General features: G+C 39.5%; 20 protein-coding genes. 10 read left to right on the top strand and 10 right to left on the bottom strand.

Translation table 11 applies throughout. The features are described from left to right. Positions 1–10: 10 nt before the first annotated feature. Positions 11–2,401 (top strand): TonB-dependent receptor domain-containing protein, encoded by a 2,391-nt coding sequence (locus IL355_RS02480; protein ID WP_192460619.1) that lies wholly within the window; start codon positions 11–13, stop codon positions 2,399–2,401. A gap of 250 nt (positions 2,402–2,651) precedes the next feature. Continuing rightward, positions 2,652–4,883: a GH92 family glycosyl hydrolase gene (locus tag IL355_RS02475; protein WP_192460618.1), complete on the top strand. Its 2,232-nt coding sequence runs from the start codon at positions 2,652–2,654 to the stop codon at positions 4,881–4,883. A gap of 648 nt (positions 4,884–5,531) precedes the next feature. On the opposite strand, the gene IL355_RS02470 is transcribed toward IL355_RS02475, so the two are convergent. Beyond that, positions 5,532–7,070 (bottom strand): carboxylesterase/lipase family protein, encoded by a 1,539-nt coding sequence (locus IL355_RS02470; protein ID WP_192460617.1) that lies wholly within the window; start codon positions 7,068–7,070, stop codon positions 5,532–5,534. 79 nt (positions 7,071–7,149) lie between these two features. Here IL355_RS02470 and IL355_RS02465 point away from each other — a divergent pair, with 79 nt between their 5' ends. Further along, positions 7,150–7,890: an SOS response-associated peptidase gene (locus IL355_RS02465; RefSeq protein ID WP_192460616.1), complete on the top strand. Its 741-nt coding sequence runs from the start codon at positions 7,150–7,152 to the stop codon at positions 7,888–7,890. Between the two features lie 6 nt (positions 7,891–7,896). Here IL355_RS02465 and IL355_RS02460 read toward each other — a convergent pair whose 3' ends face one another. The 5 genes from IL355_RS02460 to IL355_RS02440 all read right to left on the bottom strand — a co-directional run bounded on the left by IL355_RS02460 (position 7,897) and on the right by IL355_RS02440 (position 15,187). Beyond that, positions 7,897–10,032, bottom strand: coding sequence for an outer membrane protein assembly factor BamB family protein (locus IL355_RS02460; protein WP_192460615.1), 2,136 nt, complete (start codon positions 10,030–10,032; stop codon positions 7,897–7,899). Between the two features lie 58 nt (positions 10,033–10,090). Then, complete coding sequence (locus IL355_RS02455) at positions 10,091–10,435, bottom strand: pyruvate kinase (protein ID WP_192460614.1); 345 nt, start codon at positions 10,433–10,435, stop codon at positions 10,091–10,093. A gap of 83 nt (positions 10,436–10,518) precedes the next feature. Beyond that, positions 10,519–11,415, bottom strand: coding sequence for a fructosamine kinase family protein (locus IL355_RS02450; RefSeq protein ID WP_225621087.1), 897 nt, complete (start codon positions 11,413–11,415; stop codon positions 10,519–10,521). Between the two features lie 96 nt (positions 11,416–11,511). Then, positions 11,512–12,177 (bottom strand): hypothetical protein, encoded by a 666-nt coding sequence (locus tag IL355_RS02445; RefSeq protein ID WP_192460613.1) that lies wholly within the window; start codon positions 12,175–12,177, stop codon positions 11,512–11,514. Then, positions 12,167–15,187 (bottom strand): Eco57I restriction-modification methylase domain-containing protein, encoded by a 3,021-nt coding sequence (locus IL355_RS02440; RefSeq protein WP_192460612.1) that lies wholly within the window; start codon positions 15,185–15,187, stop codon positions 12,167–12,169. The genes IL355_RS02445 and IL355_RS02440 overlap by 11 nt, the downstream gene beginning before the upstream one ends. Before the next feature lie 261 nt (positions 15,188–15,448). On the opposite strand from IL355_RS02440, the gene IL355_RS02435 reads away from it, so the two are divergent. The 6 genes from IL355_RS02435 (at position 15,449) to IL355_RS02410 (ending at position 19,136) form a co-directional block, all read left to right on the top strand. Then, entirely contained in the window at positions 15,449–16,555 is a 1,107-nt protein-coding gene (locus IL355_RS02435; RefSeq protein ID WP_192460611.1) for an acyltransferase family protein, read from the top strand. 27 nt (positions 16,556–16,582) lie between these two features. Beyond that, complete coding sequence (locus tag IL355_RS02430; protein WP_192460610.1) at positions 16,583–17,383, top strand: 3-keto-disaccharide hydrolase; 801 nt, start codon at positions 16,583–16,585, stop codon at positions 17,381–17,383. A gap of 77 nt (positions 17,384–17,460) precedes the next feature. Continuing rightward, on the top strand, positions 17,461–17,901 hold the full coding sequence (gene parS / locus IL355_RS02425) for a type II RES/Xre toxin-antitoxin system antitoxin (protein ID WP_192460609.1): 441 nt from the start codon (positions 17,461–17,463) through the stop codon (positions 17,899–17,901). Then, positions 17,898–18,359, top strand: a complete 462-nt coding sequence (locus tag IL355_RS02420) for an RES family NAD+ phosphorylase (protein ID WP_192460608.1) — start codon at positions 17,898–17,900, stop codon at positions 18,357–18,359. The genes parS and IL355_RS02420 overlap by 4 nt, the downstream gene beginning before the upstream one ends. A gap of 259 nt (positions 18,360–18,618) precedes the next feature. Beyond that, positions 18,619–18,867, top strand: a complete 249-nt coding sequence (locus tag IL355_RS02415; RefSeq protein ID WP_192460607.1) for a hypothetical protein — start codon at positions 18,619–18,621, stop codon at positions 18,865–18,867. Beyond that, on the top strand, positions 18,867–19,136 hold the full coding sequence (locus IL355_RS02410) for a type II toxin-antitoxin system RelE family toxin (RefSeq protein ID WP_192460606.1): 270 nt from the start codon (positions 18,867–18,869) through the stop codon (positions 19,134–19,136). The genes IL355_RS02415 and IL355_RS02410 overlap by 1 nt, the downstream gene beginning before the upstream one ends. Positions 19,137–19,178: 42 nt before the next feature. Here IL355_RS02410 and gloA2 read toward each other — a convergent pair whose 3' ends face one another. From gloA2 to IL355_RS02390, 4 genes are read right to left on the bottom strand one after another with little or no spacing between them, the layout of a single operon-like run. After that, on the bottom strand, positions 19,179–19,565 hold the full coding sequence (gene gloA2, locus IL355_RS02405; RefSeq protein ID WP_192460605.1) for an SMU1112c/YaeR family gloxylase I-like metalloprotein: 387 nt from the start codon (positions 19,563–19,565) through the stop codon (positions 19,179–19,181). Positions 19,566–19,569: 4 nt separating this feature from the next. Continuing rightward, on the bottom strand, positions 19,570–20,352 hold the full coding sequence (locus tag IL355_RS02400; RefSeq protein ID WP_192460604.1) for an SDR family NAD(P)-dependent oxidoreductase: 783 nt from the start codon (positions 20,350–20,352) through the stop codon (positions 19,570–19,572). Beyond that, on the bottom strand, positions 20,352–21,245 hold the full coding sequence (locus IL355_RS02395; protein ID WP_192460603.1) for an SMP-30/gluconolactonase/LRE family protein: 894 nt from the start codon (positions 21,243–21,245) through the stop codon (positions 20,352–20,354). The genes IL355_RS02400 and IL355_RS02395 overlap by 1 nt, the downstream gene beginning before the upstream one ends. Before the next feature lie 42 nt (positions 21,246–21,287). Beyond that, complete coding sequence (locus tag IL355_RS02390) at positions 21,288–22,670, bottom strand: purple acid phosphatase family protein (RefSeq protein ID WP_192460602.1); 1,383 nt, start codon at positions 22,668–22,670, stop codon at positions 21,288–21,290. A 399-nt stretch (positions 22,671–23,069) separates the two neighbouring features. On the opposite strand from IL355_RS02390, the gene IL355_RS02385 reads away from it, so the two are divergent. Next, a complete protein-coding gene (locus IL355_RS02385; protein ID WP_192460601.1) occupies positions 23,070–25,697 on the top strand; it encodes an MGH1-like glycoside hydrolase domain-containing protein in 2,628 nt (875 codons plus the stop codon). The last annotated feature ends 48 nt before the right edge of the window (positions 25,698–25,745 follow it).

Genomic DNA, 25,745 nt, shown 5'->3' with positions numbered 1-25,745 from the left:
TATTAAAAACATGACCAAGTACGTTTCTTACACGCTAATTCTTGCTTTTTTATTGATTTCACATCGTGCACTGTCACAAACCAACCCTAAAGTAATTTCAGGGAAAATTGTAGATGCTTCGGGAGTACCTATTGAGTTTGCAACAGTTTTAGCGGGAAATCCATCGGATAATAAGCCCATTACCGGCACCACCACTGTTGAAGATGGAAGTTTTCAACTAGAGGTCAACTCCAATAAGTTCTATGTGGAGATAAGTTTTATGGGTTTTACTACCAAACGCTTAGATGAGATTCCCATTGAACAAGAACAAATAGAATTGGGTACCATTACCTTAAAGGAAGATACGCAACAGCTGAGTGAGGTGGTGGTAGAAGGCGAAATTTCCCAAACCCAATTTAAGCTCGATAAGAGGGTATTTAATGTGGGGGCAGATTTAAGCAGCACAGGCGCCAGTGCTTTGGAAGTATTGAACAATGTACCATCCGTAACCGTAAATATTGAGGGACAAGTAAGTCTGAGGGGGAGCCAAGGAGTTCAAATGTTAGTGAATGGAAAACCTTCGGTCATTGCCAATGAGCAGGGAAACGCCTTAGGAACCTTAACTGCGGATATGATCGAACGAATAGAGGTCATTACCAATCCATCTGCCAAATATGATGCAGAGGGAACGTCGGGGATTATCAACATCGTTTTAAAAAAAGAGGAAAAGAAAGGATTGAACGGCGCTGTAACCCTTAACACCGGAACTCCAAATAACCACAGTGTAGGTTTTAGCCTAAATAGCCGTACCGAAAAATTCAATCTTTTTAGTCAGATTGGTTTTGGCCACCGAACCTTTCCCAGCGACAATGAAAGTGAAAACCGCAATTTGGAAACCGGAAATTACACCAACAGTTTTGGGGAAAGCGACAAGAACGAAACCTTTTTTAATCTAATATTGGGTACAGATTACCACATAAACGAATACAACGTACTTACACTTTCCGGAAATTTCGCCTATGAATGGGAGACGGAGAACGCAGATGCTCTCTTTAGCACTTTTGACTCCAGTAACAGCCTTACCCAGGCCTATGATCGTAATGAGAAAACGGAGGCTACCAATCCTAAGTATGCTTATGAGCTACAGTACAAAAAAGATTTTGAAGGTAACGAAGATCAAATGTTGTTGGTGAGCGCCACAGGGAACCTCTTTGCAAAGGACCAAACTTCTGATTTTGAAAATCTCTATGTTACCGATGGCCTAGCGGATGAATTACAGCGTAGTAGAACCGATTTTGGGCAGGCAGATTATATTTTTAAAATAGATTATACGCACCCTTGGGCAGAAAAGTATACCATTGAAACAGGTTCTCAATATCAAATCAACGATGTGGAGAATGATTTTGCCATCAGTAATTTTAATGGTGCCACCTATATTGAAGACCCTAACCTTACGAATGTTTTTGAATGGACCCAAAAAGTTCTGGGCCTATATGGAACCGCCGCCTATGAAGGTGAAAAATGGGGTATAAAAATGGGAATGCGTTTTGAGGACACTCAAGTAAATACCTTGCTGGAGAACACCAATGAACGCAATGACCAGAATTACAACAACTTTTTTCCAAGCGGTCATACATCTTACAAATTCAGCGACAACCTCTCCTTGCAAGCAGGGTATTCCAAACGGATATTTAGACCTAGATTGTGGGATTTAAATCCATTTATCAATATTAGGAACAATATTAATAGGCGGTCTGGTAACCCTGATCTTTTACCGGAATATACAGACAGTTTTGAGGTAACCAGTATCTATAAAATTGGCAACTTAAATATGAACGTTGGCGTTTTTTATAGGGTAACGGAAGATGTTGTAGAGACCATTGTAGAAAACATAGTCTTGGAAGATGGAAAGGATGCAACCCTTTCAAGACCGGAGAACATAGGCACCAACAACACAACAGGGGTGGAGTTCAACGCCAAGTATATTCCTGTGCGCTGGCTTTCTTTTACCAACGACTTTAACTACAGCCGCTTCTCTAGGGAAGGTGAATTTGATGGTAGTTCCTTCGACTTTTCGGGAAATCAATGGACCAATAGATTAATGACCAAGATAAAGTTGCCTGCAGATGTGGATATTGAACTTGTTGGCAATTATCAATCGGACTACAGAACCCTACAGCAAGAAGTTACCGAAAACCTGTTTATGGATTTCGGTGCACGAAAAAAGATTTTTAAGGGCAAGGCTATTTTAAATTTAAGCGTGCGCGATGTCTTTGCTTCGAGAATTAGGGAAACACAAACCTTTAACGATGCTTTTTACCGTCGTGATTTTGGCCAGCAAGGGCGTTTTATCACTTTTGGAATCAGTTTTGGGTTTGGAAAAGGGGAGGCAATGGAGTTTTCAGGGCAAAAGCGATTTTAATCAATTTTACTTTCCCAAGAGAGTTCTTAAACACAATTTTGAGTAGCTGGTCAATTAAAAATTTAGCATTTATTAGCTAACTATTTTTCCATTGCTATTTTATGAGGTGCTGATTTATACGTAAACCATAGATCGACAAAGGTTATTAGGGTTTTAAAGGGTTCCATGTACTTTGGAAATAAATGAATTCTCCTTCAATCTACTATATTTGCCAATTCACGCATAGTTGAACGCCCATATATTTTAGTTAATGAAGATTAGAATTTTTCTTGTCATAGCCTGTCTTATACCAACCCTTTCCATAGCACAAAAAAAACCGGTAGACTATGTAAATCCGTTTATTGGTACCTCAAATTTTGGCACCACTAATCCTGGACCAATTGCTGTAAGGGGAATGGCGAACGTATCACCCTTTAATGTGGCAGGGGCACAAAATCTACCTATGGAAAAGGATAGCCGATGGTTTTCTACGCCCTACGTAAATGAAAATCCTTATTTAACGGGCTTTAGCCATGTAAACCTTAGTGGTGTGGGTTGTCCGGAGTTGGGTGTAATTATTACCATGCCCACAACTGGGGCCTTGGTTACCAATCACGAACAATACGGATCTACCTATAGCAATGAGGCGGCAAAACCAGGATATTATACCAATACCTTAGATAAGTACGGGGTAAAGGTAGAAGCTACGGCAACAACCAGAACGGGGGTAAGTAAATATCATTTCCCAGCAGGGGAAGCTAATGTGTTATTGAATTTAGGCCTTGGGTTAACTAATGAAGAAGGGGCTCAAGTAAAGGTTGTTTCATCAAATGAAATAGAAGGTATGCGCATGGTTGGTTCTTTTTGTTATTACAAATCCGAAGAGAGCTACCCCATCTATTTTGTGGCACAATTCTCAGAACCAGCTGACGAATTTGGAATTTGGAAAAAACCACGTAAATATGACGGTCTAGAGGCGCAATGGATGGTAACCAATGGTGAAACCCGTATTAAAAAAGGTTTTAGGCAGGCTGTAGTAGGAGACAGTATTGGGGCGTATATGCGATACCATTTTAAACAACCCAAAACGGTATCGGTAAAAGTGGGGGTGTCTTATGTAAGTATTGAAAATGCACGTGAAAATTTAAAAGTAGAAACGGAAGGTAAAGATTTTGAAACCCTATTGGCAGAAGCCCAAGAAAAATGGAACAAACAGCTTTCTACGATAGAAGTTGAAGGCGGGACGGAAGAAGATAAATCCATTTTCTACACCGCATTGTACCATACCCAGATACATCCAAGTACATTGAACGATGCCAATGGGGAATATCCTAAAATGCAAACCCGGGAAACCTTAAAAACAGAAGACACGCGGTATACTGCCTTTTCACTGTGGGATACTTACCGGAATTATCATCAATTAATGAGTTTGGTGTATCCAAAACAGCAATCAGATATGGTAAAAAGTATGCTTCAGGTGTACGATGAATCTGGTTGGCTGCCCAAATGGGAACTCAATGCTACGGAAACAACCACCATGGTAGGCGATCCTGCAGGTATTGTTTTGGCGGATACGTACCTAAAAGGAATTCAGGATTTTGATGTAGAACTTGCCTACGAAGCCATGCTAAAAAGTTCGGACCAGTTAGAGGAGAATCCATTGCGTCCCGGGCTTAAGGATTATATTGAAAAAGGTTACCTCACTACTAAAACTACCAAAAGTGGTTCTGTGTCAACAACACAGGAATACAATATTTCTGATTATGCCATTGCACAATTGGCCAAAGCCTTGGGTAAAAAAGAAGATTACAAACGTTTTTCCAAGCGTTCCATTTCCTATAGAAAGTTGTTTGATAAGGAGTTCAATCTGCTTCGTCCTAAAAACGATGATGGCAGTTGGCTTACCCCTTACAACCCAGATACCGGAGCTAATTTTGTAAAAAACCTAGGGTTTATAGAGGGTAATGCCTGGCAATACTCTTTTATGGTTGCCCATGATGTAAAAGGTCTTATGAATTTGATGGGAGGTTCAAAAACGTTCGCGAATAAACTACAGCAGGTTTTTGATAAAAATCAGTTTGATATGGCCAATGAACCCGACATAGCTTACCCTTATTTATTCAATTATGTAAAGGGAGAAACCCACCGAACGGACCAATTGGTTAGTAAACTTTTAGCAACGTATTTTAAAAACGAACCAGCCGGTCTGCCCGGAAATGACGATACGGGAACCATGAGTGCATGGGCGGTTTTTAGTATGATGGGGATTTATCCCGTAAGTCCGGCCACACCCATTTACACCGTTACCACACCAATCTTTGATACCATTACCATAAAACTGGACCAAACCTATTATGGAGGTGGAGAATTGGTAATTACAAAGGAATCTTCCGAAACTGAGAATCTGGAAAAGGAGGTTTTCCTAAACGGAAAAAAGATGAAAACACCATTTATCTCACATGAGGACTTCATCAACGGCAAGCGCTTAACTATCAAAAAATAAAAATGCCAATTTTGAGAAGTAAATAACACAACTAGAACACACCTTCCTTTTACAAATAGTCAAAATGTATTGGTTATTGTTTTTTATCGGTCAAATAAAAAATGACCGCTACTATATTGGCAGATACTAGTATTAATTTGTCCTTGGGTCCGCTGCTTTAGATTTGATAAAGTTTGTATAACCTTCGCTTAACTTCCTAAGATTTACTATTGGTAAATTTGCAACGTTCGTAATGGATATTACAAAAAGGAATTGAAACGTTGATGTTGAAATCAACTACGCAATTATCTTTTAGTTAAAAAAAGAAACATACAGTTCATAAAGAGGAGCCTTTCCCCCAAATTTAGGTATCCTTTCTTTATAAATGATCTTACCATAATTTGTTAGTATTTCTTTTTAGTCACCAAAGGTTTTCCGGGAAGGTTTGCTTCCTGGAGAATTCTTTGGAAAAATTTCGTAAGCTTCCAAAAAACAGCCCAAAATTGTTTATTCTCCCAATCTATTATTAATTCGGTTGCTTTATCTTCCACCTATGAAAGAAGAAGTCGTTCGTTCCAAGGACGTTTTTAAAAGTTGTTTTTTTGTGGGCTGTTTTGGAGTTACTATTGCCGTGCTTTTGGCCTTGGGCTATTTTTTTCTTTGGCCTTATTAAAAGGTAATATGGTTTTTCAAAAAATCCAATTCTGCCTTTACGTATTCCTTTTGCATTTGGGTAGCGTCTGAAATACGCAGTACATTCCCTGCTGCCTTTTTATAGGATTGCCAAACCGGTACGCCTAAACCATTGGGGTCTCCTGTTTTTGCAAAATTGGTCCAATAGGTGGCCATCATGTCTTCTATATCCCTATCCTCAGGTCTCCACGGGCGCTCCCAAGTATGCAGCGTATGCAGGGCAAAAGGAACTTCCGAAGTGTGAAAAGCACCGTAGTTAGGGAAATTAGGTTTATCCGGTGGTACATGGGCAAATTCGTAAACATAGGTGGGCTTGGCATTGTACCCAGCTAATATGTGGGGTGTCATTCCGGCAAATCGTAACATGGTCAATTTGGCCTTTTGTTTTTTTACATCTTCCTCTGCTGCTACAGGAAAAAGGTCTAAAAATACGGGTGCCTCCTTTCCATAAAGAGAATCTGCTTCCTTCCTGTAGTCTTCCACAGTTTGGTCAAACTCTCCCATAAAGGAACCATCTCCGGTTACCCAACCGGCCATAATGGGCACCTGGTTAAAGTTTCCGCTGGCAGTGGCCTTATGTATATCTCTGGGAAGTACAAATCCATCTCTAGTCACTCCAAACCTTCCTATACTTCCTTGGTTACTCAATTCCAGAACTTTTTCCGTTGGAAGCCCCCTAAGCTCAGCAATCGAATTCACTCCGGCCAAATCCATAAAAGACTTTCCTTGCTGCTCTGCCTCTTCCATCCCCTTTTGCAAAGAACCGTTGAACAATCCGCCACTTTGTAATATAGCCTTATGGAACAACCCCTTTGCCAATGGCGATGAAATCAAGGTGTGCACACTATAGGCTCCTGCAGATTGACCAGCAATGGTTATGTTGTTTGGGTCACCCCCAAACTGATCGATGTTTTTTTGTACCCACTCTAAAGCGGCAATCTGGTCCAAGAAACCGTAATTACCGGAAGTACCGCTATCAGCTTCAGAGCTTAATTCCTCGTGTGCCATAAAGCCAAGTGCGCCCACCCTATAATTGAGGCTAACGAATACCACGCCTTTTTTGGCCATTTCCTCACCATCATAAATGGCACAATTAGCAGAACCACTTGAGAGTCCGCCCCCATAGATCCAAACAAAAACCGGTTGCTTTTCAACCACCTCTTGGACACCGGACCATACGTTCAAATAAAGGCAATCTTCACTTAGAGGTTCGGGTTGGGCTATAAATTCTTCCGTCCAGCAGTAAAAAGGTTTCGGAGGGTTCTGAATAGGGCTTGGGCCAAATTCCACCGTTTTTTTTACTCCTTCCCATGAAGATGCAGGCTGTGGAGCTTTCCATCGTAAATTACTTACCGGAGGAGCTGCAAAAGGAATTCCCTTAAAAATAAGGATACTTCCATCGGCATTTTTATATCCCTCAACCATTCCCTTATCTGTAGTAACTATTGTTTTTGGAGTTTCAGGCTTTGTACAAGCAATAAACAACACAATTAATACCGGTAGCATTGATTTCATGGCTCTTTATATTTCCTATGAAAATAGGTATAAAAATTTGTTAGTACCTTGTGTTTATTCACCTAAATAAGTGACTGCCATGTGTTTTAGTGCTAGAATGAAGGAAAAAGCGGACAAGCTTCAGGAACATTACCAAAAAACCAAGAATGTGGGGCCAAGAGACCCTGGGGAACTCATTCACCACCATGCCAATGGTTTCGCTCACCCGCTCATGTGGATCATTCCCCAGGAAGAACCCGAGACTTTTACCCCGGCCATGTGGGGAATTATGCCTAGTACTAAATTAGGTGCGGACCATAAGGAATATTACAAAGAGTCGGTTCGTTTTGGCGCGGGATTGAATGCCCGGAACGAGAAACTTTTTGACCATTTTATTTACAAGCATCAGGTGTATACCCGCCGTTGTATCATTCCCGTAAACGGATTTTACGAACCTCATACAGCGCCTAAAAAATTCAAGATTCCCTTTTATTTTGAATTGAAAGACCATGAAATCATGAACTTGGCCGGTCTATATAATATTAGCAAAGACGGCTTTGTAACATTTACGGTATTGACCCAAGAAGCAACTCCAATGTTTTCTGAAATTCATAACACCAAAAACAGAAGACCGGTAATTTTAGCCGATGAGGAAGTGGCGTATTGGCTGGATAACAACTTGGAGCAAGAAGATATTTTGGATGTTATTCAAAACGACCTACAGGATTATCATTTTAATGCCTACCCTATTAGTAAGGACCTTTACAGTCCAAAAGTGGATTCCAATCGGGAAAATATCGTTGATCGAGTGGACTATGCCGAAATGGAGATAGACTATTAATTTCTGCTATTCCAAGGCAAATGCCATTATCTTATTTCCCTTTGGAGTTCCCAGCTTTTCACCACCACAGGCCAAAACTATATACTGTTTTCCTTCAAATTCATAGGTTGCCGGAGTGGCAAAAGCAGGAGCGGGCAACTGGTATTCCCAAAGTATCTTTCCGGTATGGCGGTCAAAAGCCCTAAAAAACCCATCTCTGGTACCGGCAATGAGCAGGAGTCCGTTTTCGGTAACAATGGGTCCCCCATAACTTTCGGTACCTGTACCAATTCCCTCTTCCCCTAACTCCGGGGTATTCCCGAAAGGAACGCTCCAGAGAAAGTCGCCTGAATTTAAATCAATGGCATGTAATGTTCCCCATGGAGGAGCAATTGCCGGCAACCCCTTTGAATCCAAAAACTTATTATACCCCAAATGTTTATAGGGAACTGGGGGGAGGCTATCCTTTTTAACAATTTCCTCCTCCACGGAGTGCTGAATTTCCTGATCGTACAAAAAGCGTAAAAGGGCCTCCATATCATCGCCTTTTATTTGTGGAAAGCCTGTCATCATTCCTTTTCCCTGGGTAATAATAAAAGTCACCTCATCTTTTTCCTTTCTAAACTGTAGGTCGATAAGGGAAGGAAAACCACTTGCTGGGGCGCCGCTACGATCAGGATTATGACAGGTAGCACAATTTTGCTGGTAGATTGCCTGCCCTTTGGGCAAGCCGGAAGCCATATTTTTTGCCTCTCCCATTTTTAACAGATAGGGCATTTCATTGGAGTTCACATACAGTATCCCCTTGTCCGGATCGGCACCCGCTCCGCCCCACTCCGCAGCACCGTCATAACCGGGCAATAAAAGTACGGGGTCTAAACTGGGCGGTGCGTAAATGCGCTTATCAGCTTTTTTGAAAACCGCCAACAACTCTTCCTTGTTTTCTGAAAACGGACTCATATCGTCCTCCGTGAGGGAATTTGATTGTCGTGCAAAAGGTTTCGGATTTACTGGAAAGGGTTGGGTGGGTGACGTTTTTTCACCTTTCAGGGTAGAAGTAGGAACAGGTCGCTCTTCAATCTCAAAAAGAGGTTCGCCAGTTCTTCGGTCAAAAACAAACACATAACCCTGTTTGGTCACTTGCGCCACCGCTGGAATCTTTTCACCATTCCTTTCTACCGTAATTAGATTGGGTGGCGCTGGTGGGTCACGATCCCAAATATCATGATGTGTGAATTGAAAGTGCCATACTTTCTCGCCAGTGTTCGCATTCAACGCCACTAGAGAATTTGCAAAAAGATTGCTCCCCGGCCTTACGCCGCCGTAAAAATCAGGTGCAGCGGAACCGGTAGGTACGTATATGATTTCCAACTCTTCATCAACCGCCATACCAGACCAATTGTTGGCGGCACCTACAATTTCACTTTCTCTTATTCGGGTATTTCCCCATGTTTCCGAACCCTCTTTGCCGGCATCAGGTATGGTTTTAAAACTCCATTCGTGCTTTCCTGTTACTACATTAAAGGCCATGACGTCTCCCAAGGCGGCACCGGCTCCCTCAGAAACCCTTAAAGGCATTATAATGAGGTCATTGAAAACAGTTCCCGGGGTGTTGGAAATCAAAAATTTGCTTTGCTCTCTTTCGGGAAGTCCCTTTCGCATATCAACTTTGCCATTGATTCCAAAGGTTGAAATCGGTTCGCCTGTCAAGGCATTCAGGGCGATGAGATCAGACCCTCTTGTACAAAGAATGCGTTGGTCCTTGTCCTTTTTCCAGTAAGAAAGACCCCTACTGGTAGAATGCCAGACTTTTACTGAATCTCCGTATTGCCAAATTTCTTTTCCGGTTCCCGCATGCAAGGCTACAACCCGCAATGCGGCCGTTACCCCATAGACCATACTATCCAAGACCAGCGGATTCATTTGCATTTGCCCCCAATCCTGTGCCTCGTAGGTCCAAGCTACTTTTAAGTCTTGAACATTTTTTGGAGTAATCTGGGATAGGGTTGTAAAATGGTTCCTTCCGGAGTCCCCAAGATAAGAAGACCAGGTTTTGTAGTGTTCTTTTGAAACTTCCTTTGGAGCTGTTTCTTTGCAAGAGGTGACCATAAGCAATAAGCATGAGCCTAAAGCCAATGAAATACTTATTTTTCTAGAATACATGGTTGAGTTGTAGTATTCCTAAAAGTAATTAAAAAAACGAAAATTGAATTAGCCTTTATTAATTCTTAGTAAAAAGCTCGTAGATATATTGCTTTTCCTTAAGCGTGAATTTCTTATGCTGAAACCAATCGTGAGCCTCTATCTTTTTGTTCTCAATTTGCGCTTGCCGGATGGCATCCAGAGAAACCAAGTGCCAATGGATTCCACGCTGCCTGTAGACCGAGTAGCCTACATCTTCCATTATATAGGATGGTTTGGGGTCGTTTACCAGGCGCACATCATTCTTTAAAATGGCCAAGGTTTTGGTCAATTTTACCACGACAGAAAAGCTGTAACGCTTAAAATCATCAAACCCATCTTGGGTTACATTGTAAACTTTATCTCCAATTTCTAAAGGTCTCATAGGCTAAAGACCCACAAATTTAAAAAGGCTACTTTTTTTCGCTAAGATTTGTTGCTTTTCTTATTAACAAATACATTTTAAAACTAATGAAAATACCTCTGAAGTATATGGTTGACCGATGATTTATAGGAAGTTCCGAACAAATTAAGGTGCACCAATAAATAGTACAATTGATATATTTCGCAACGCTCTCTTTCACCTGTTTCTTTCGGAATTATTTCATGATACGCGTCATAAAACCGTTCTTCAAAACCACCAAACAATCGGGTCATGGCCAAATCCACCTCATTGTGACCCGCATAGACCGCCGGGTCAATTAAATACGGTTGCCCGTTAGAGGCAATTAAAAAATTGCCGCTCCACAAATCTCCATGCAATAAGGAAGGTTTGATATTGGGAAATAAACCATTACAACTGCCTAAAAGCTTCGATTCCGCAGGAATTTCAGCCATATTCAATCTACCAGAATCCAGTGCCATTTTTAATTGTGGTTGCACCCTTTGCTGCACATAAAAATCCACCCAATCTTCATTCTTGTTGTTGAATTGCGGCAAACTGCCAATAAAATTATCTTGTTCAAAACCAAAGGTCTTGGCATCGCCCGTTTTATGAAGTGCCGCCAATTGAAAACCTAAATTTTCAAAGTCAACGGTATTGGGCGTTTTTCGCTCAATATATTCCAGAATCAAAAGGGCTCCGTTATCGGTTCTGTTGCAAGTCAATACTTGAGGCACGCCAATAGTATTGCTTGCTTTGAGGGCCTTCAATCCTTCTTTTTCTGTCTGGAACATTTCAAAAGCATTTTTAGACCGGTGTGTTTTGCAAAAAAAGCGTTCACTTTCGGTTTCAATTAGATAAGCTTGTGAAATATCTCCTCCCGAGACAGCTCGAGTATTTAAAATCTTAATACAGAGGAGATATTCAATTTGGTCTTTTAGGGCTTTATCCATATGACAAGAAAGATAGGCAACGGTCATCATAGGAAAAAATTACATGTGAATTCTTTTGTGACCGACACTATCTCAAATCATAAAGTATGATTCCATTTTCATATTTTTTTTTCCGCCAATAATTGTCTAGATACAATTTTCACAGAAATCGAACATCAAATGGTGTATTTTCAATTCGGCATTATCCCTATCCGTATGAATTGAAGTATAATGATAATCGAAATCCTCAATGAAAGAATCCTTAGTAATTTCTTGTTTTGTAATAATAGTAGAAAATGATGATGTCAAAAGTGTATTTATTTTTTTAACGTTTTTATCAATTTCTATATCTTCCACAACGAAACCAATCATTCCATTCACTCGGTAGTAGGACGAATAAAATTTAGTGATAAACCTATCAATACCATTTTCAATATACTTGGCGTTCAACCCACTGTTTCCTGTAGTATTGGTATTATCCAATCTTTTGCATTCAAGGATATAATATGCTTCCTGCTTTTTAAATGTATTTGGAGAAATGACTTTAATATCTGTTCTTCCTATAGAATGATCTTCTTGTACTTCTCTCTCAAAATGCCATTCAAGCAAATCAACTTTTTCTCTGATTTCATCATTCTTTAGGTAATTCAGTAAAAGAATGTCCCGAATTTTATTTTCATCATTTTCAAGAACTATTTTGTCGGTTTTCATTAATTGATAACAGATAGAAATCTTAGATAAGATTTTCTCAAATTCATTATCATAAAATGGAATTGAGCCACTAAAATTTGATGCATCTAAACTACCGAACATTGAATGTATGTTTTTTGCCAGCAGTTAATATGGCATCAGTAAATTCATTTAAATCAAGATGAGCAATTGCCTTATGCCATAGTCCTTTCTCATTAGGCTTGACAATGTAAAATCCATCCTTTTCAAATCCTCGAATATCTTTTTGTATAAATAAACGGTCTGTTATTCTTTCATTTCCAAGAGTTGATAGTCTTTGTAGGACTTCATTATTGTTAGTATTAACATAGTTAATCTGCTCAGTTTGTTCATTAATTAAAATAAGTTTAAAAAACAATCCAATAAGTTGATTTGTATGATGAATTTCGACTATTAGTTTTTGCTCATTTTTTTTAAATGAATCATTGAACCTATTCAAAATTAGCTTAATATAACCTTGAAGTTCTGGACTACTCTCAGGTAGAGGGTTGAAGATTTGTTCAAATCCTTTATGCTTCATTAACATTGGAATAACAATTTGATTCGAGTAGTCAAGTAAATCCTTTTCCTGGTCTGTGAAATTAAAAGAGGAAATAACCTCTTTGTCAAGTACTTCTTCTTTGAGCTTAATCTCTTCTGCTAAATCATTTTCCAATAGACTTTGAAAGGAATAATGCCTATTGTTTAATGCAGATAGTACACTAACAATTGAAGCTAAACGCTTTGTGTTGCAAAATGGAATATTAAGTTTTTCTTCATCGTGAGATTCTTCTCTTTCAATTCCTAAAGAACTATGAGTCTGAAGCCCAAAATATGCATAGAAACTCGAATTCAATATGGCACACATTGAGTTTAATATGTCAATGTTTTTGTCAATACTCTTAATAGCTGTAAGTGAACTACGGAATACAACATCTTGTTCTGAAATTGCAGATACAGATTTAAAGTATTTGTTTGTACCACCTGTAATCAATAAAAAAGGAGCTTCATACAAAGAGGCATTTCGAGGCCTATGTACGGTTTCATAATTCCAAATGAGTTCGGGATTTTTATTAATCCAAAAAGGCCTAATATCCTTTTTTGTATTAAGGAAAGATTTACCAATTAAGTGTCTGGAATCATTCTTATCTCCACCGCCAATCATAGCACCTTGACCAACTAAAAATTTCTCTTGATTAGACAAAATTTGATTTAAAGAAGGAAAATATTTATTTAAACGGTTAATCAAATTGAAATCTAAGTAATTACCATAAACGAGTGTTTTCCATAGATAGTCAAACTCCTTTAATTTGCTTTGAGTTACTCTTTTATAATCTCCTCGTTGAATAGTAAAAACTTTGAAAAGAGAGAAGAATCGACTTGGTTTGAGTGTGATATGTTCTACAATATTTTCATCCGTAGTTTTATCAAAAGCGAATTGATAAAACAATACAGCAGCAGGAGCTACAGCTTTATCATTCGATTTGTCAAAGACTTCTTTTCGTACAGGAGCAAGTTCAAAGACTTTGTTAATGATAAACCGATTAAGAAGATATTTTCTAAAGCCATGTGCATTGAGATTGTATAAGACTTTGCTCGTGGCAATAAAACCAACCTTAGTTTTCTCTTTGCTAAAATCACTTACTCTAAGAATAAAAGCTTGTGCTATTTCACTATTGCTAATCTCTATTTCATTCGTGTATTTACCTTTCTCTAGTTTCTTTCTTTTGTTTATATACTGATCGAATAGAGGTTTTTTTTCTCCTTTTCCTCTTTTCCAAGGAGGATTGCCCAAAATGAATTCAAAAGAAATTTTCTCAAGTTGAGTATTAAATTCAGCGTCTATGTTAAAAAAATCTTCGGAAAAAAAGTTTCTATTGGTCAATAGAGGAAACTTGAAAGATTCAATATCTGATGGCTCCTGATAATCTAAGAGAATTAGGTAAATTGAAAATATAGCAACATTTACCGCACTTTGATCTTTGTCAATTCCAAAGATATTGTCAGAAGCTAACTGTTTTAGTTGTTTCTTGTATAGATCTGGATTGCTTAAGTATGTTGGATTATTTAATTGAAATTGCTCTATTATTTTTCGCAATGTTTCAACCAAAAAAATACCAGATCCACAAGAGGGGTCGAGTACTTTACAATCATGTGATTTTGGTTGATCTCTAAACTTTTTCTCTACTGTTTCGGAGAGGATGTAATCAACTAAGAATAAAGGAGTATAATATGCGCCTTGATTTTCCTGTTGATCTTGCCCAATGAATAACTCGTAAACATTACTGATAAATTCTACTGGAATAATAGAGAAGTCGTAAAGGTTGAATAATGATATTTGCCCAGAAGCGACTTCATCTCCTGATAACAATTTTACAATTATAGAAAGACTACTCGCAGAGATAGAATCAATGTCATCCTCAGATATTGGGAATAAGTCTCCGTTAAATTTCTTTTTTAAATACTTAAAAAATGCCTTAACATTTTGCTTGTCAGATAACAGGCCACAAAATTCAGCATTAGTCCATTTACGAGATGTTCCTTCTTTTTCGAAATCTAGTTTTACTTTACGATCGATTAGATAACGGACAAAAATGACCTTTCCCAGCAATGAATTTGTGAGTTCAATGGATAAGCCTTCAGCAATTAGTAAATCTCTTGCTGCTTTGATATTGTTTAAAAGGTGGTAATCAATTCGATTACTATAGCTAAAGTCTTTTTGATATTTTTCCCAGGTCTTACCTGTTACTAGTTCAAAATAAGAAAAATCGTTTAGTTGTTCTGTTTTACCGAACAATCTCAGCGAATCTTTCTCTGTAATGAATTCGAATCCATTATAGATTTCTAATGAATCTCCCTCTGTGATAATGACAATTGGTGATTCATTGAAATTCCATATTTCTTTGAGTTTTTCCTTTTTATTTTGGGGCGAATCAAAGAATAAAATGAAAGGCTTATTGTCAATAGAGAAAAATGCATCTGGTTTAATGACATTATTTAATAGTCTTTCTACACGATTTGAAAACAACCCTTTCCAGTCGTTTTCAGTCGTAATAAAAAGACCATTTTCTTTTGAAAGTTTGAGCTGATTAAATATTTGATTGAGGTGTCTCAAAATCCTAAATTACTTTGACCTATTCATGTTTATTTTTCTGGTGCTGCAATGAAAGTTAAAACCGTTAGCAGCGGGGCCAAATTGAGCGTTAAGCGTTCACAAATATAGATTTAAGTAAATAAAGATTTTCAACCTACGGAAACAAAGAATTAACAATTTTTTTAAAATTCAATATCTTGAAATGACTTGAGTCCTGGTTTTGAATAAAACTAACTCATGCTTTTTCGCTACTTTAGAAGAATCAACCCATAACTACCAACCATGTCTCAATTAGCAGATAACGTCTCCAAACGTTTATTTTCCTTGGATGTATTTCGCGGACTTACCATGTTTTTGCTCATCGCGGAAGCGGCCGGTTTTCACCATTATTTCTCGGAATGGGCAGAGGGCGGATTGTTCGAAGGAATCGCCCATCAATTGCACCATCACCCTTGGAACGGACTCCGGTTTTGGGACCTGATTCAACCCTTTTTCATGTTCATAGTGGGTGTTGCCATGCCTTTTTCCCTAAGAAAACGATTGGCCAAAGGAGACCGTAAAAGTGTGAATAAACACATCTTTAGACGTTGTTTTTTGTTGTTCGCCTTTGGGGTGCTCCTCCATTGTGTGTACAGCCACGAACTGGTTTGGGAGCTTTGGAACGTACTGGTACAATTGGCCTTTACCATATTAATTGCCTACGCCATCATGCAACTGCCCAATAAAACCCAGATAGGTATTTCTATGGGCCTTTTATTACTTACGGAAGTGCTTTACAGGGCTTATAACCCTGGGGCGCCCTATGCCCAAGGTCATGACAGTTTCGGGTCTTTTGTGGATCAATTGGTAATGGGCCAAGTAAATGATGGCTATTGGGTTTTTGTCAATTTTATTCCTACCGCTGCGCATACCATATGGGGAGTGGTCTGTGGAAAATTGTTGTTGGAACACCTTCCTGAAAAAGAAAAAATAAAACAGTTCGTTATTTGGGGCAGCATTATTCTAGTGTTTGGGTTTGCATTGGATATATTAGGAATTACTCCCATCGTAAAACGAATTGCTACCACTTCTTTCACTTTGGCATCTGGCGGTTTTGCCATTCTTACGTTGGCCTTTTTTTACTGGGCCATTGACGTTCGTGACCATCAACCCAAATGGCTTAAAATATTTTCTGTAGTAGGCACCAACTCCATTTTTATCTATTTATTTGCCGAAACCGTGGGTGCACAATGGTTCAGGGGGTTTGGCAAAATATGGGTCAACGGACTTTTAGCTCCTTTGGGAGTGCCCGAACCTGCCATAATGGTTTGGAGTTCACTTGCGGTACTCTTTATCTTTTGGTACATTACCTACTTTTTAGACCAACACAAAATCTATTTTAAGGTGTAGCACCTGCAACCCATCAATATCAAATTCATGAAAATCAAATCCGGGCTTATTCTATTATCATTTTTTACATTAATCTTGATTGCCTGCGGCGTTCAAAAATCCAATACCACAGAAGATGGGTGGGTCAATATTTTTAATGGGAAAAATTTGGATGGATGGACCACTAAAATCCACCATTATGAAACCGGGGACAATCATGGCGATACTTTTCGAGTGGAAGACGGAATTATTAAAGTACGTTATGATCAATACGAAGGGGGTTTTAACGACCGTTTCGGTCATTTATATTATGATACGCCCTACTCCCATTTTCATCTTTCCATGGAATACCGATTTGTGGGCGAATTACATCCAGGAGCGCCCTCCTATACCCTATTGAATAGCGGGGTTATGTACCATTCACAGGACCCACGAACCATGCTGAAAGAACAGGACTGGCCAATATCTGTAGAAATGCAATTTTTAGCCGGTATAGAGGAAGGAGTGGAACGCCCTACCGGAAATATGTGTAGCCCTGGAACGGACATAGATTTTCAAGGGGAACACTATCCGGGTCACTGTTTAAATTCTACTTCGGAGACTTTGTATGGGGACCAATGGGTGAAAGCAGAATTAATTGTTTATGGAGACTCTTTAGTTCAACATATCATCAATGGAAAAAAAGTGTTGGAATACACCAAACCTAGGGTAGGTGGCGATGTAGCCAACCGGTACGACCCAAAATATAAAATTGACGGTACACCTCTCACACAAGGAATGATTGCCTTACAAAGTGAAGGACAGCCTATAGACTTCAGGAATATTAAGATTAAGAACCTTAAAAAGTAGCAGAAAGAGAAATAATTTTAACGTAATTTTGTCGTTATATTTACGACAAATGTTGTAATTTTATTTAAAAGCTTACTATGGCAACGGCGTTTAAATTATTTGAATCTAAAAACGGGGATTTCTCTTATGACTGGAATGATGATAAGCGGTCTTATTTGCTCATCAAAATGGTTAGGGAGGGCATTCCTTATAGTGATTTTAATAAGGTTTTAAATATGGCTCCTTTTGGTTCGCAGGAGTGGGCCGATTTCTTGAATATATCCGTTAGGACCTTGGAAAGGCACCGAGAAGAAAACAAGGTTTTTCGTCAGGAACAAAGCGAAAGAATACTTTCCATTTATCAATTGCTTAATTATGGTAAAGCGGTCTTTGGTCGCGAAGAAAACTTTTTTGAGTGGTTGGGCTCCGAGAGTATTGCCCTCGGCGGTATCAAACCCAAAGAACTTTTAGATACCAGCATTGGTATTCACATGGTGAAAGATGAGCTGGGCCGTCTTGAACATGGGGTGTTGGCATGATAGTTTATAGGCTGGGAAAGGAGAAATACAAAAATGATCTTTCGGGTATTGGTGCTGAAAAATTTGGCGGCCGGTGGAACAGCAAAGGGGTACGAATGGTGTATACTTCGCAATCAAGGGCATTGGCCAATTTGGAGGTTGCGGTACATTTAACTTTAAAACTGGTTCCTAAGGATTATTATTTGACTTCCATAGAAATTCCTGATGAGCTAATTCTTGACTATCCCGAAAAAAAACTTCAAGGTAAAAACTGGAAAACCCACCCACCATCTTCATTTACACAAGTGGAAGGCGATAAATTTATAAAGACTGGCCAAAAGCTTGCGCTAAAGGTACCTTCGGCCATCGTACAAGGGGATCATAATTTTTTGATCAACCCTTTACATGCTGATATCGGTAAGGTTAAAGTGCTTTCCTCTGAACTGTTTTCTTTTGATAAACGGTTATTTAGGCCATAGTTGTCAAAATGTAACAAAAAAGGGAACTACCCTTCATACAACTCAATAGGCAAATCATCGGGGTCGGCAAAAAAAGTAATTCGTTTGCTCGACATCCTCTACTTCAAAAGCCAAATTTTGCACACCCATAGCTTCGGACTTAGAAGGTCTTTTTGGCGAGTATAGAAAGGTAACGGTAAAACTTGTAGTTTTGTATGTATGTAAGTTCTTATATCTAATTGACAAAATGCATATTGTATATATTTTGTATATTTAACCCATGAGAAAAAATATTGATATAGACGAAGCGGTTCTAACTAAACTGAAGCTCCTTTCCGCTTTTGAAGACCTTAGTGTAAAGGCATTGATGGAAAAGGCTGTTTCCTTTTATGTGGAATATAAGGAGAAGGAAAGGTTCAATGCATTGTCCGAGAAGGAAAAGGAGGATTTGGGGCTTTTACTGCTTATGCAAAGGGCAAATAGGGATGACACCGTTTCCGAAGAGGAGGTAATGAAGGCCTTGGAGTAATGGAGGTTGTATATTTAAGGAGTTTTCTTAAAGATATCAAGAGTATAAAGGACAGGAATACCAAGGATAAAATAAAGACCTTGATATCCGATATTAAGAAAGCTGAGAATTTGGGAGATGTAAACAACGTATCCAAGTTGAGAGGATATTCCTTTGCGTATAGGGCCAGAATCGGGGACTATAGGTTGGGAATGTATCATCAAGGCGTAACCGTGGAATTGGCCCGATTCGTAAAGCGAAACGATATTTATAAAGTGTTTCCAAAATAGATAGGCACACATATTAAATATGTTTTAAGTGCCTGAATACAACTAGCCCTCATACAACTCAATAGGCAAATCATCGGGATCGGCAAAAAAAGTAAATCGCTTGCCCGTGAATTCATCCGTACGAATATCTTCCACCTCCACGGCCAAAATTTCCAGACGGGATTTTTCACGTGCAACATCCTCTACTTCAAAAGCCAAATGCCGCACCCCCCTAGCTTCGGGCCTTGAAGGTCTTTTTGGTGGGCTGGGAAAAGAAAACAGTTCTAGGATATATTCCCCGTTGAGCGCTAAATCCAATTTGTAAGATTCACGTTCTTTACGGTACACTTCCCGAATGATCTCTAAACCTAGTACCTCCGTATAGAAAGCCTTCGATTTCTCATAATCGGAACAAATAATAGCGATATGGTGTACTTTTTTTAGACCCATCCTTTTATTTTAGATCTTCGGGATATTTTCCTGCCGTAGTCCAGCCACCATCCACAGGTATGGTTTGCCCGTTGATGTGATCCGCTTCTTCAGAAAGTAGAAAGAGGCAGGTGTTGGCAATATCCTCAGGTTTTCCCACGCGTCCGTTAGGATTTAGTTGTCCCCAAATACCTTCATAATCGGGTTGTTCCTGTTGGGTTCGCTCCGTAAGGGTAGCACCGGGAGCTACCACGTTTATATTCACTCTATACGCATCCAATTCATAAGCCAAGTTAACGGCCATCATTCGTAGAGCCGCTTTGGTCATGGCATAAGTGGTAAGATTTCGGTAGGCCCTAATTCCTACTTGAGAGGAAATAAGCACTACCTTTCCTGTATGATTATGGGCAATCATTTTTTTGACCGCCTTTTGGACCAGGAAAAAAGCTCCCTGTAAATTCAGTTGAACCACTTTGTTAAAAGATTCCGGGGTGAACTCTAAAAAATCGCCAAAAAGGGTAATTCCAGCATTGGGCACCACAAAATGAATGCTGCCGAATTCGGAAACGGCAAAGTCGATGAGTTGGTCCAAAAAATTTACATCTCCCGCATCCCCAGCAAAGGAGCTACATTTTCCAGGACCGATGTTGTTTATCTCCGCAGCGGCTTTTTTAGAGACCTCCTCATCCAAATCATTGAGAACTACGTTCGCTCCGTGCTCTACCAAAGCTTTAGAAATGGCAAAACCAATTCCTTCTCCCGCACCGGTCACAATTGCTGTCTTACCTTTAATTCCCGTGTAGGCCATTATTCCGGTTTAAATAGGTTGGTAGGTGTTCCTTTTACTTTAGGTCGATATTTGAACAGCCCACCACTTTTGGGGTATTTATGGAGCTCCTCTTCCGTCATGCCACTTCGGGCCGTGGTGATAAAAAGGGTGTCCAATTTTTTTCCACCAAAACAGCAGGAAGTCACTTGAGGGGCATCCACTTCAATTTTTTCCAAAACGGCACCATTTTTAGGATTCCATCGTCTAATGCAATTTCCTCTCCAATGGGCAATCCACAGCATGTCTTCTTCGTCTATGCACATTCCGTCGGCACCGCCCATTTCCTTCGGAACTTCAAAGGCAATACTACGATTATGCAATTGGCCGGATGTCCTATCAAAATCGAAGCGGTACATACGATAATCCTCCGTATCACTAAAATAAAAGGTTTTCTGGTCTTTTGTCCATGCCATTCCGTTGGAAATAGTGGTGTTTGGCACCTGTATATCAGTTTCCCAGTTACTAGATACCCGATACAAATTTCCACTTCCCGGATCGAACTCTTTGTGCATACTTCCGATATAAAAATGGCCGTTGGGACCCACTTTACCGTCGTTATAACGCATTTTTTGGTTGGTATTCTTCAATACCTCATGAGAAGTGATGTTTCCGGAAAGAACATCAAAGGTTGTTAATCCTTCTTCCAACGCCAATAAAAGATTTCCATCCTCCTTAAAAACCGCAGCTCCGGCCATGGAAGGTAGTTCCCAAAACCGATGACCTTCCTTTTCAGGATTATAGTTATGCAGTTGTTTTCCTTCAATATCCACCCAATAAAGAGTTTGGGTTTTGGCATCCCAAATAGGGCCCTCTCCCAAGGTACACTGTGAGTCCAATAATAGCTGGGCTTCGTTGATTTTAGTAGTTTTCATTCCGATGTATTCCTTGAGAAAGTTACGGAAATTTAGACCAAACTACTTTTCCTTTACGAAATCCTTTCGCAATCTGATATTGCTATCGGGCACCTTATTGATTAAAGTCTTTTTACCATCTTTTTTAATAAGGTCAAAGGCATCGTATAACGAGCCCATAGGAGTATATGCCCCATAAGTAATCGTGTCTTGGGAAACGGAAATTATCTGAAACAACTGAGTATATTCTCCACGCCGAACCATCCAATCTTGATCTTGAGACTCGTACATTTTTGGGCCACTTACGGATACGGCATATACCGTTCCGGCATCTTTAACCACCGTTAGACCCTGCCCCTCATTTTTTTCATAACCCCTAGCATAAGTGTGGTCATGACCTTGTAGTACCAAATCCACTTCGTATTTGTCAATCAAGGGTTTCAGAGCTTCTCTCAACTCTTTGTTGTCTCGGCCCTTAGCAGTGGAAAATATAGGATAGTGCATGGTAATGGCCGTCCATTTCTTTTTGTTGTTCTTTAAAACAGAGTCCAACCATTTTACTTGAGACAATCTAGCCTCTTCATGTTCATCAAAACCTTCGGCATCGATAGAAATAAGTTTCATATTTTCATATTCTACTGCATAACATGTTTCCTTCAAGGCTTCTGTTGGTCCGTTTTCCGGCAGTGTAAATTGTGGTCTCCACAGCGAAGAAAGCTCTCCATCCCTATATTCATGGTTACCGGGAGTCATGATACTAGGTACGGTCGCATGAATAAATCCTCCCGCATAAAACCACTCCCCCCATTCCATGTTCGCATCGCGGTCATTAATGAGGTCCCCGGCATGGAGCATAAAATCCACATTTGGATATTGTTTGTATGAATTACGGATTACCCTTGACCATAGTGATTTCACGTTGTTCTGTGCATCCCCAAAATAGATAAAACTAAAAGGCCTGTCTCCTTTTACGCTGGCGGTGGAAAACTGGAACCATTCGCTCCAATAGCCGTTTTCTTTATTCCCGCTCCCCACTCGATATATATAAACGGTTTCGGGCTCCAGACCTGTCACCAAAGCCGAGTGAAAATTGGCTTTTACAAGCGGTTCCCTCCTGTTCTGATTTTCAAAAACTTGGGTCTTAGCCGTAATAATCTTGATGTCGCCTAAAAGAAACTCAGGGCCATCGGTAGCTTTCGCAATTTGAACCAGTCCTTTTGATATTTCCTGATTGGTTCTCCAATTGACCCCAAAGCTACTTGAAGGGTCTACAGATAAATTGGTAATAATACGATCTGGTGTTCTTGAGGGAAAAAGTAATTTATGGTCTAAAATGGTATCTGTCTGTCCGTAATGGCTATGATTACCCATTCCGTGGTCGTGTTCTTGAGAATTTACAGTTAGTTGTGCCAATAAAGCGAAAAAGAGGAAAATAAAATTTTTCATTTCTAATTATAGGTTTTGGTAAACAGCAGTTGTTATTTGGTTTTAGGGTCTCGAAATTTTGTAAAACTACAAAGTTCGCAAAGCAAGGGGTTATGGAATATTGATTTTATTGTAAAGAAATTTATCAAATGTGATATCTAATCTTTAAACCGTTAAAAACCTCATGAATTAAGAAGTATCTGCTTGCTAATTAAACTGTTGATTTTAAAATTTACAAAAATCTCTATTTATAAATTCTTATTATTTAAATTTTAAATTAGAGTTTTTAGAATTTGATAATTAATAAAGACTTAAGGTCTCCTATTTTGAGGTCCTTTAATTTATGAACTAATTTTACCGTAACTTATTCACTATTTATCATACCGCTCCTTGGTATATTAATTAAATTAAGCACACTACATGGTTCAAAAGGGCATTGAGGCACAACGATTAGCCATACCTGACAGCTATAGAAATTGGAAAAAATGGGGTCCTTATTTAGCGGACAGGCAGTGGGGCACCGTACGTGAAGATTATAGTGAATACGGGCATGCCTGGGATTTTATCAACCATGAAAAAGCGCGAAGCAATGCATACCGCTGGGGAGAGGAAGGAATAGCAGGTTTTTGTGATTCTCGGGAAATTCTGTGTTTGGCACCCGCTTTTTGGAATGGCAAGGACCCAATTTTAAAAGAACGTTTGTACGGCCTCACCAACAATCAGGGAAACCACGGAGAGGATGTAAAGGAACTCTATTATCACCAAGAATCTACTCCCACCCATTCCTATTGTAAGTTTTTGTATAAGTATCCGCAAAATGAATTTCCCTATGAAGAACTTATCAAAAAGAACCAGCGAAGTAGGGAAGAACCTGAATATGAACTTTTAGATTCAACCATATTTAAGGACAATGCTTATTTTGATTGCTATATAGAATATGCGAAGGCAGATGTAAACGACATCCTCATGAAAATTACCGTGATAAATCGCGGAAAAAAACCTGCAAATATTCATATCCTACCACACCTTTGGTTCCGTAATTTTTGGAAGCACAACAATAGATTTTCTAGGCCAGCTATTACCTCCTCTGGTTCCAATAGCGTTGAATCCAGAAGCACCAGAAATGGAAGGTATTATTTGTATCATCAAGGAGGGAAACAGCTTTTTTGTGAAAACGAAACCAACAATAAAAAGATTTACGGATCAGAAAACGAAACGCCCTTTGTAAAGGACGGTATTAATGACCGTGTAGTAAATAGAAAGAGAAAAACGGTGAACCCGGATAAAACCGGTTCTAAATTTGCCATTTGGCATAAACTAAGGCTGCGACCGGGTCAAGAAAAATCCATTAAGGTGAGACTTTCAAAAAAGAAGGTGCTCAAACCTTGGGAAGATTTTGACGATGTTTTTGATCAAAGAGAGCGGGAGTGTCAAGAATTCTACAATCAAACCTTGCAGTCTCACCTTCCGGTGGCACATAAGCATATTGCTCAAAGAGCTTTTTCCGGACTTCTGTGGACCAAACAGTTTTACTACTACGATGTTTTTAAATGGCTTTTTGGTGGACCAGGCGAGTTAAAACCTTTTCGCTCAAATCCCAGAAATTTCAGCTGGCAGCACTTGACCAACAGGCACGTTATCTCTATGCCAGACAAATGGGAATATCCTTGGTATGCCGCGTGGGACCTTGCTTTCCATACCGCAGCCTTTGCGGAAATAGACCCCTATTTTGCCAAGGAACAGCTATTATTGGTACTTAGGGAAAGCTATATGCACCCTAATGGACAAATTCCTGCATATGAATGGAATTTTAGTGATGTAAACCCTCCTGTCCACTCTTGGGCAGTTTGGACGGTTTATGAAAAAGAAAAACAACTTAACGGTAAGGGCGACTTTAAATTTTTGGAAAAGGCTTTTCAGAAATTAATGGTGAATTTCACTTGGTGGGTAAACCAAAAGGACAAGCATGGAACCGATTTGTTTGAGGGCGGTTTTTTAGGTTTGGACAACATTGGGGTTTTTGACCGAAACCATATGCCTCCAGGGATTACCAGAATGCAGCAGGCAGATGCCACTAGCTGGATGGCCATGTTTACCATCAATATGTTGCGCATGTCTTTGGAACTGGCAGAAGAAAACGATGCCTATGAAGAAGCTGCAGCAAAATTTTTCAGGCATTTCCTAAATATTGCCTGGGCCATGCACCACATTGGGCAAAAGGACATTTCCCTTTGGGACGATACGGATAATTTTTATTATGATGTGGTAGAAATGTCCAGCGGAACATCGCACCGTTTAAAAGTTAGATCGCTAGTAGGAATCATTCCTATGTTCGCCGTGGAGGTAATACATAAAGACCTTTTTAAAAACCTCAAGGAATTTAACGCCAGAGTGGCAAAAATTGTGCTCACCAGACCTGATTTGGCTTCGCTCATATCACGGATTGAAGAAATGAACGAAAACGGCAATTACCTATTTGCCATTATGCGAGGTTTTAGGTTGGAGCATTTACTTAAACGCCTTTTGGACGAGAATGAATTCCTCTCTGATTACGGTATTAGGTCCCTATCCAAATACCATAAAGAAAACCCCTATGTTTTTGACCATCATGGCCATCATACCATCTCCTATGAGTCTGGTGAAAGTCGCTCCAATATGTTTGGGGGCAATAGCAACTGGAGAGGACCTATTTGGATGCCCCTCAATTATATGATCGTACAGTCCCTTAGAAAATACTACACCTTCTATGGTCCTACCTATGTTTATGAATTTCCAACAGGTTCCGGTAAAAAACTGAACCTGAACCAAATTGCCAATGAGATAACCAAGCGCTTGGTACGTCTTTTTGAACGAAATGAAGAAGGAAAATACCAATATCACTCCAGTGACCCGCTTCACCTTTATTCTAAAGACCCCCATTTTAAGGATGAGCATCTCTTTTATGAATTTTTTGATGGCGATTCCGGCAAAGGTTTAGGAGCTTCCCATCAAACAGGATGGACAGCCCTTATTGCCAATTTAATTATGGAAATGGAAGAAAGCGAGTAGCGTATCGATTATTTGGATAAACAATGAAGCCACAATTACGATTGCGTT

Origin of the sequence: Euzebyella saccharophila, from assembly GCF_014855495.1 — a bacterium.
Classification (GTDB): Bacteria; Bacteroidota; Bacteroidia; order Flavobacteriales; family Flavobacteriaceae; genus Euzebyella; species Euzebyella saccharophila.
This window is presented reverse-complemented; position numbering and strand designations above follow the sequence as displayed.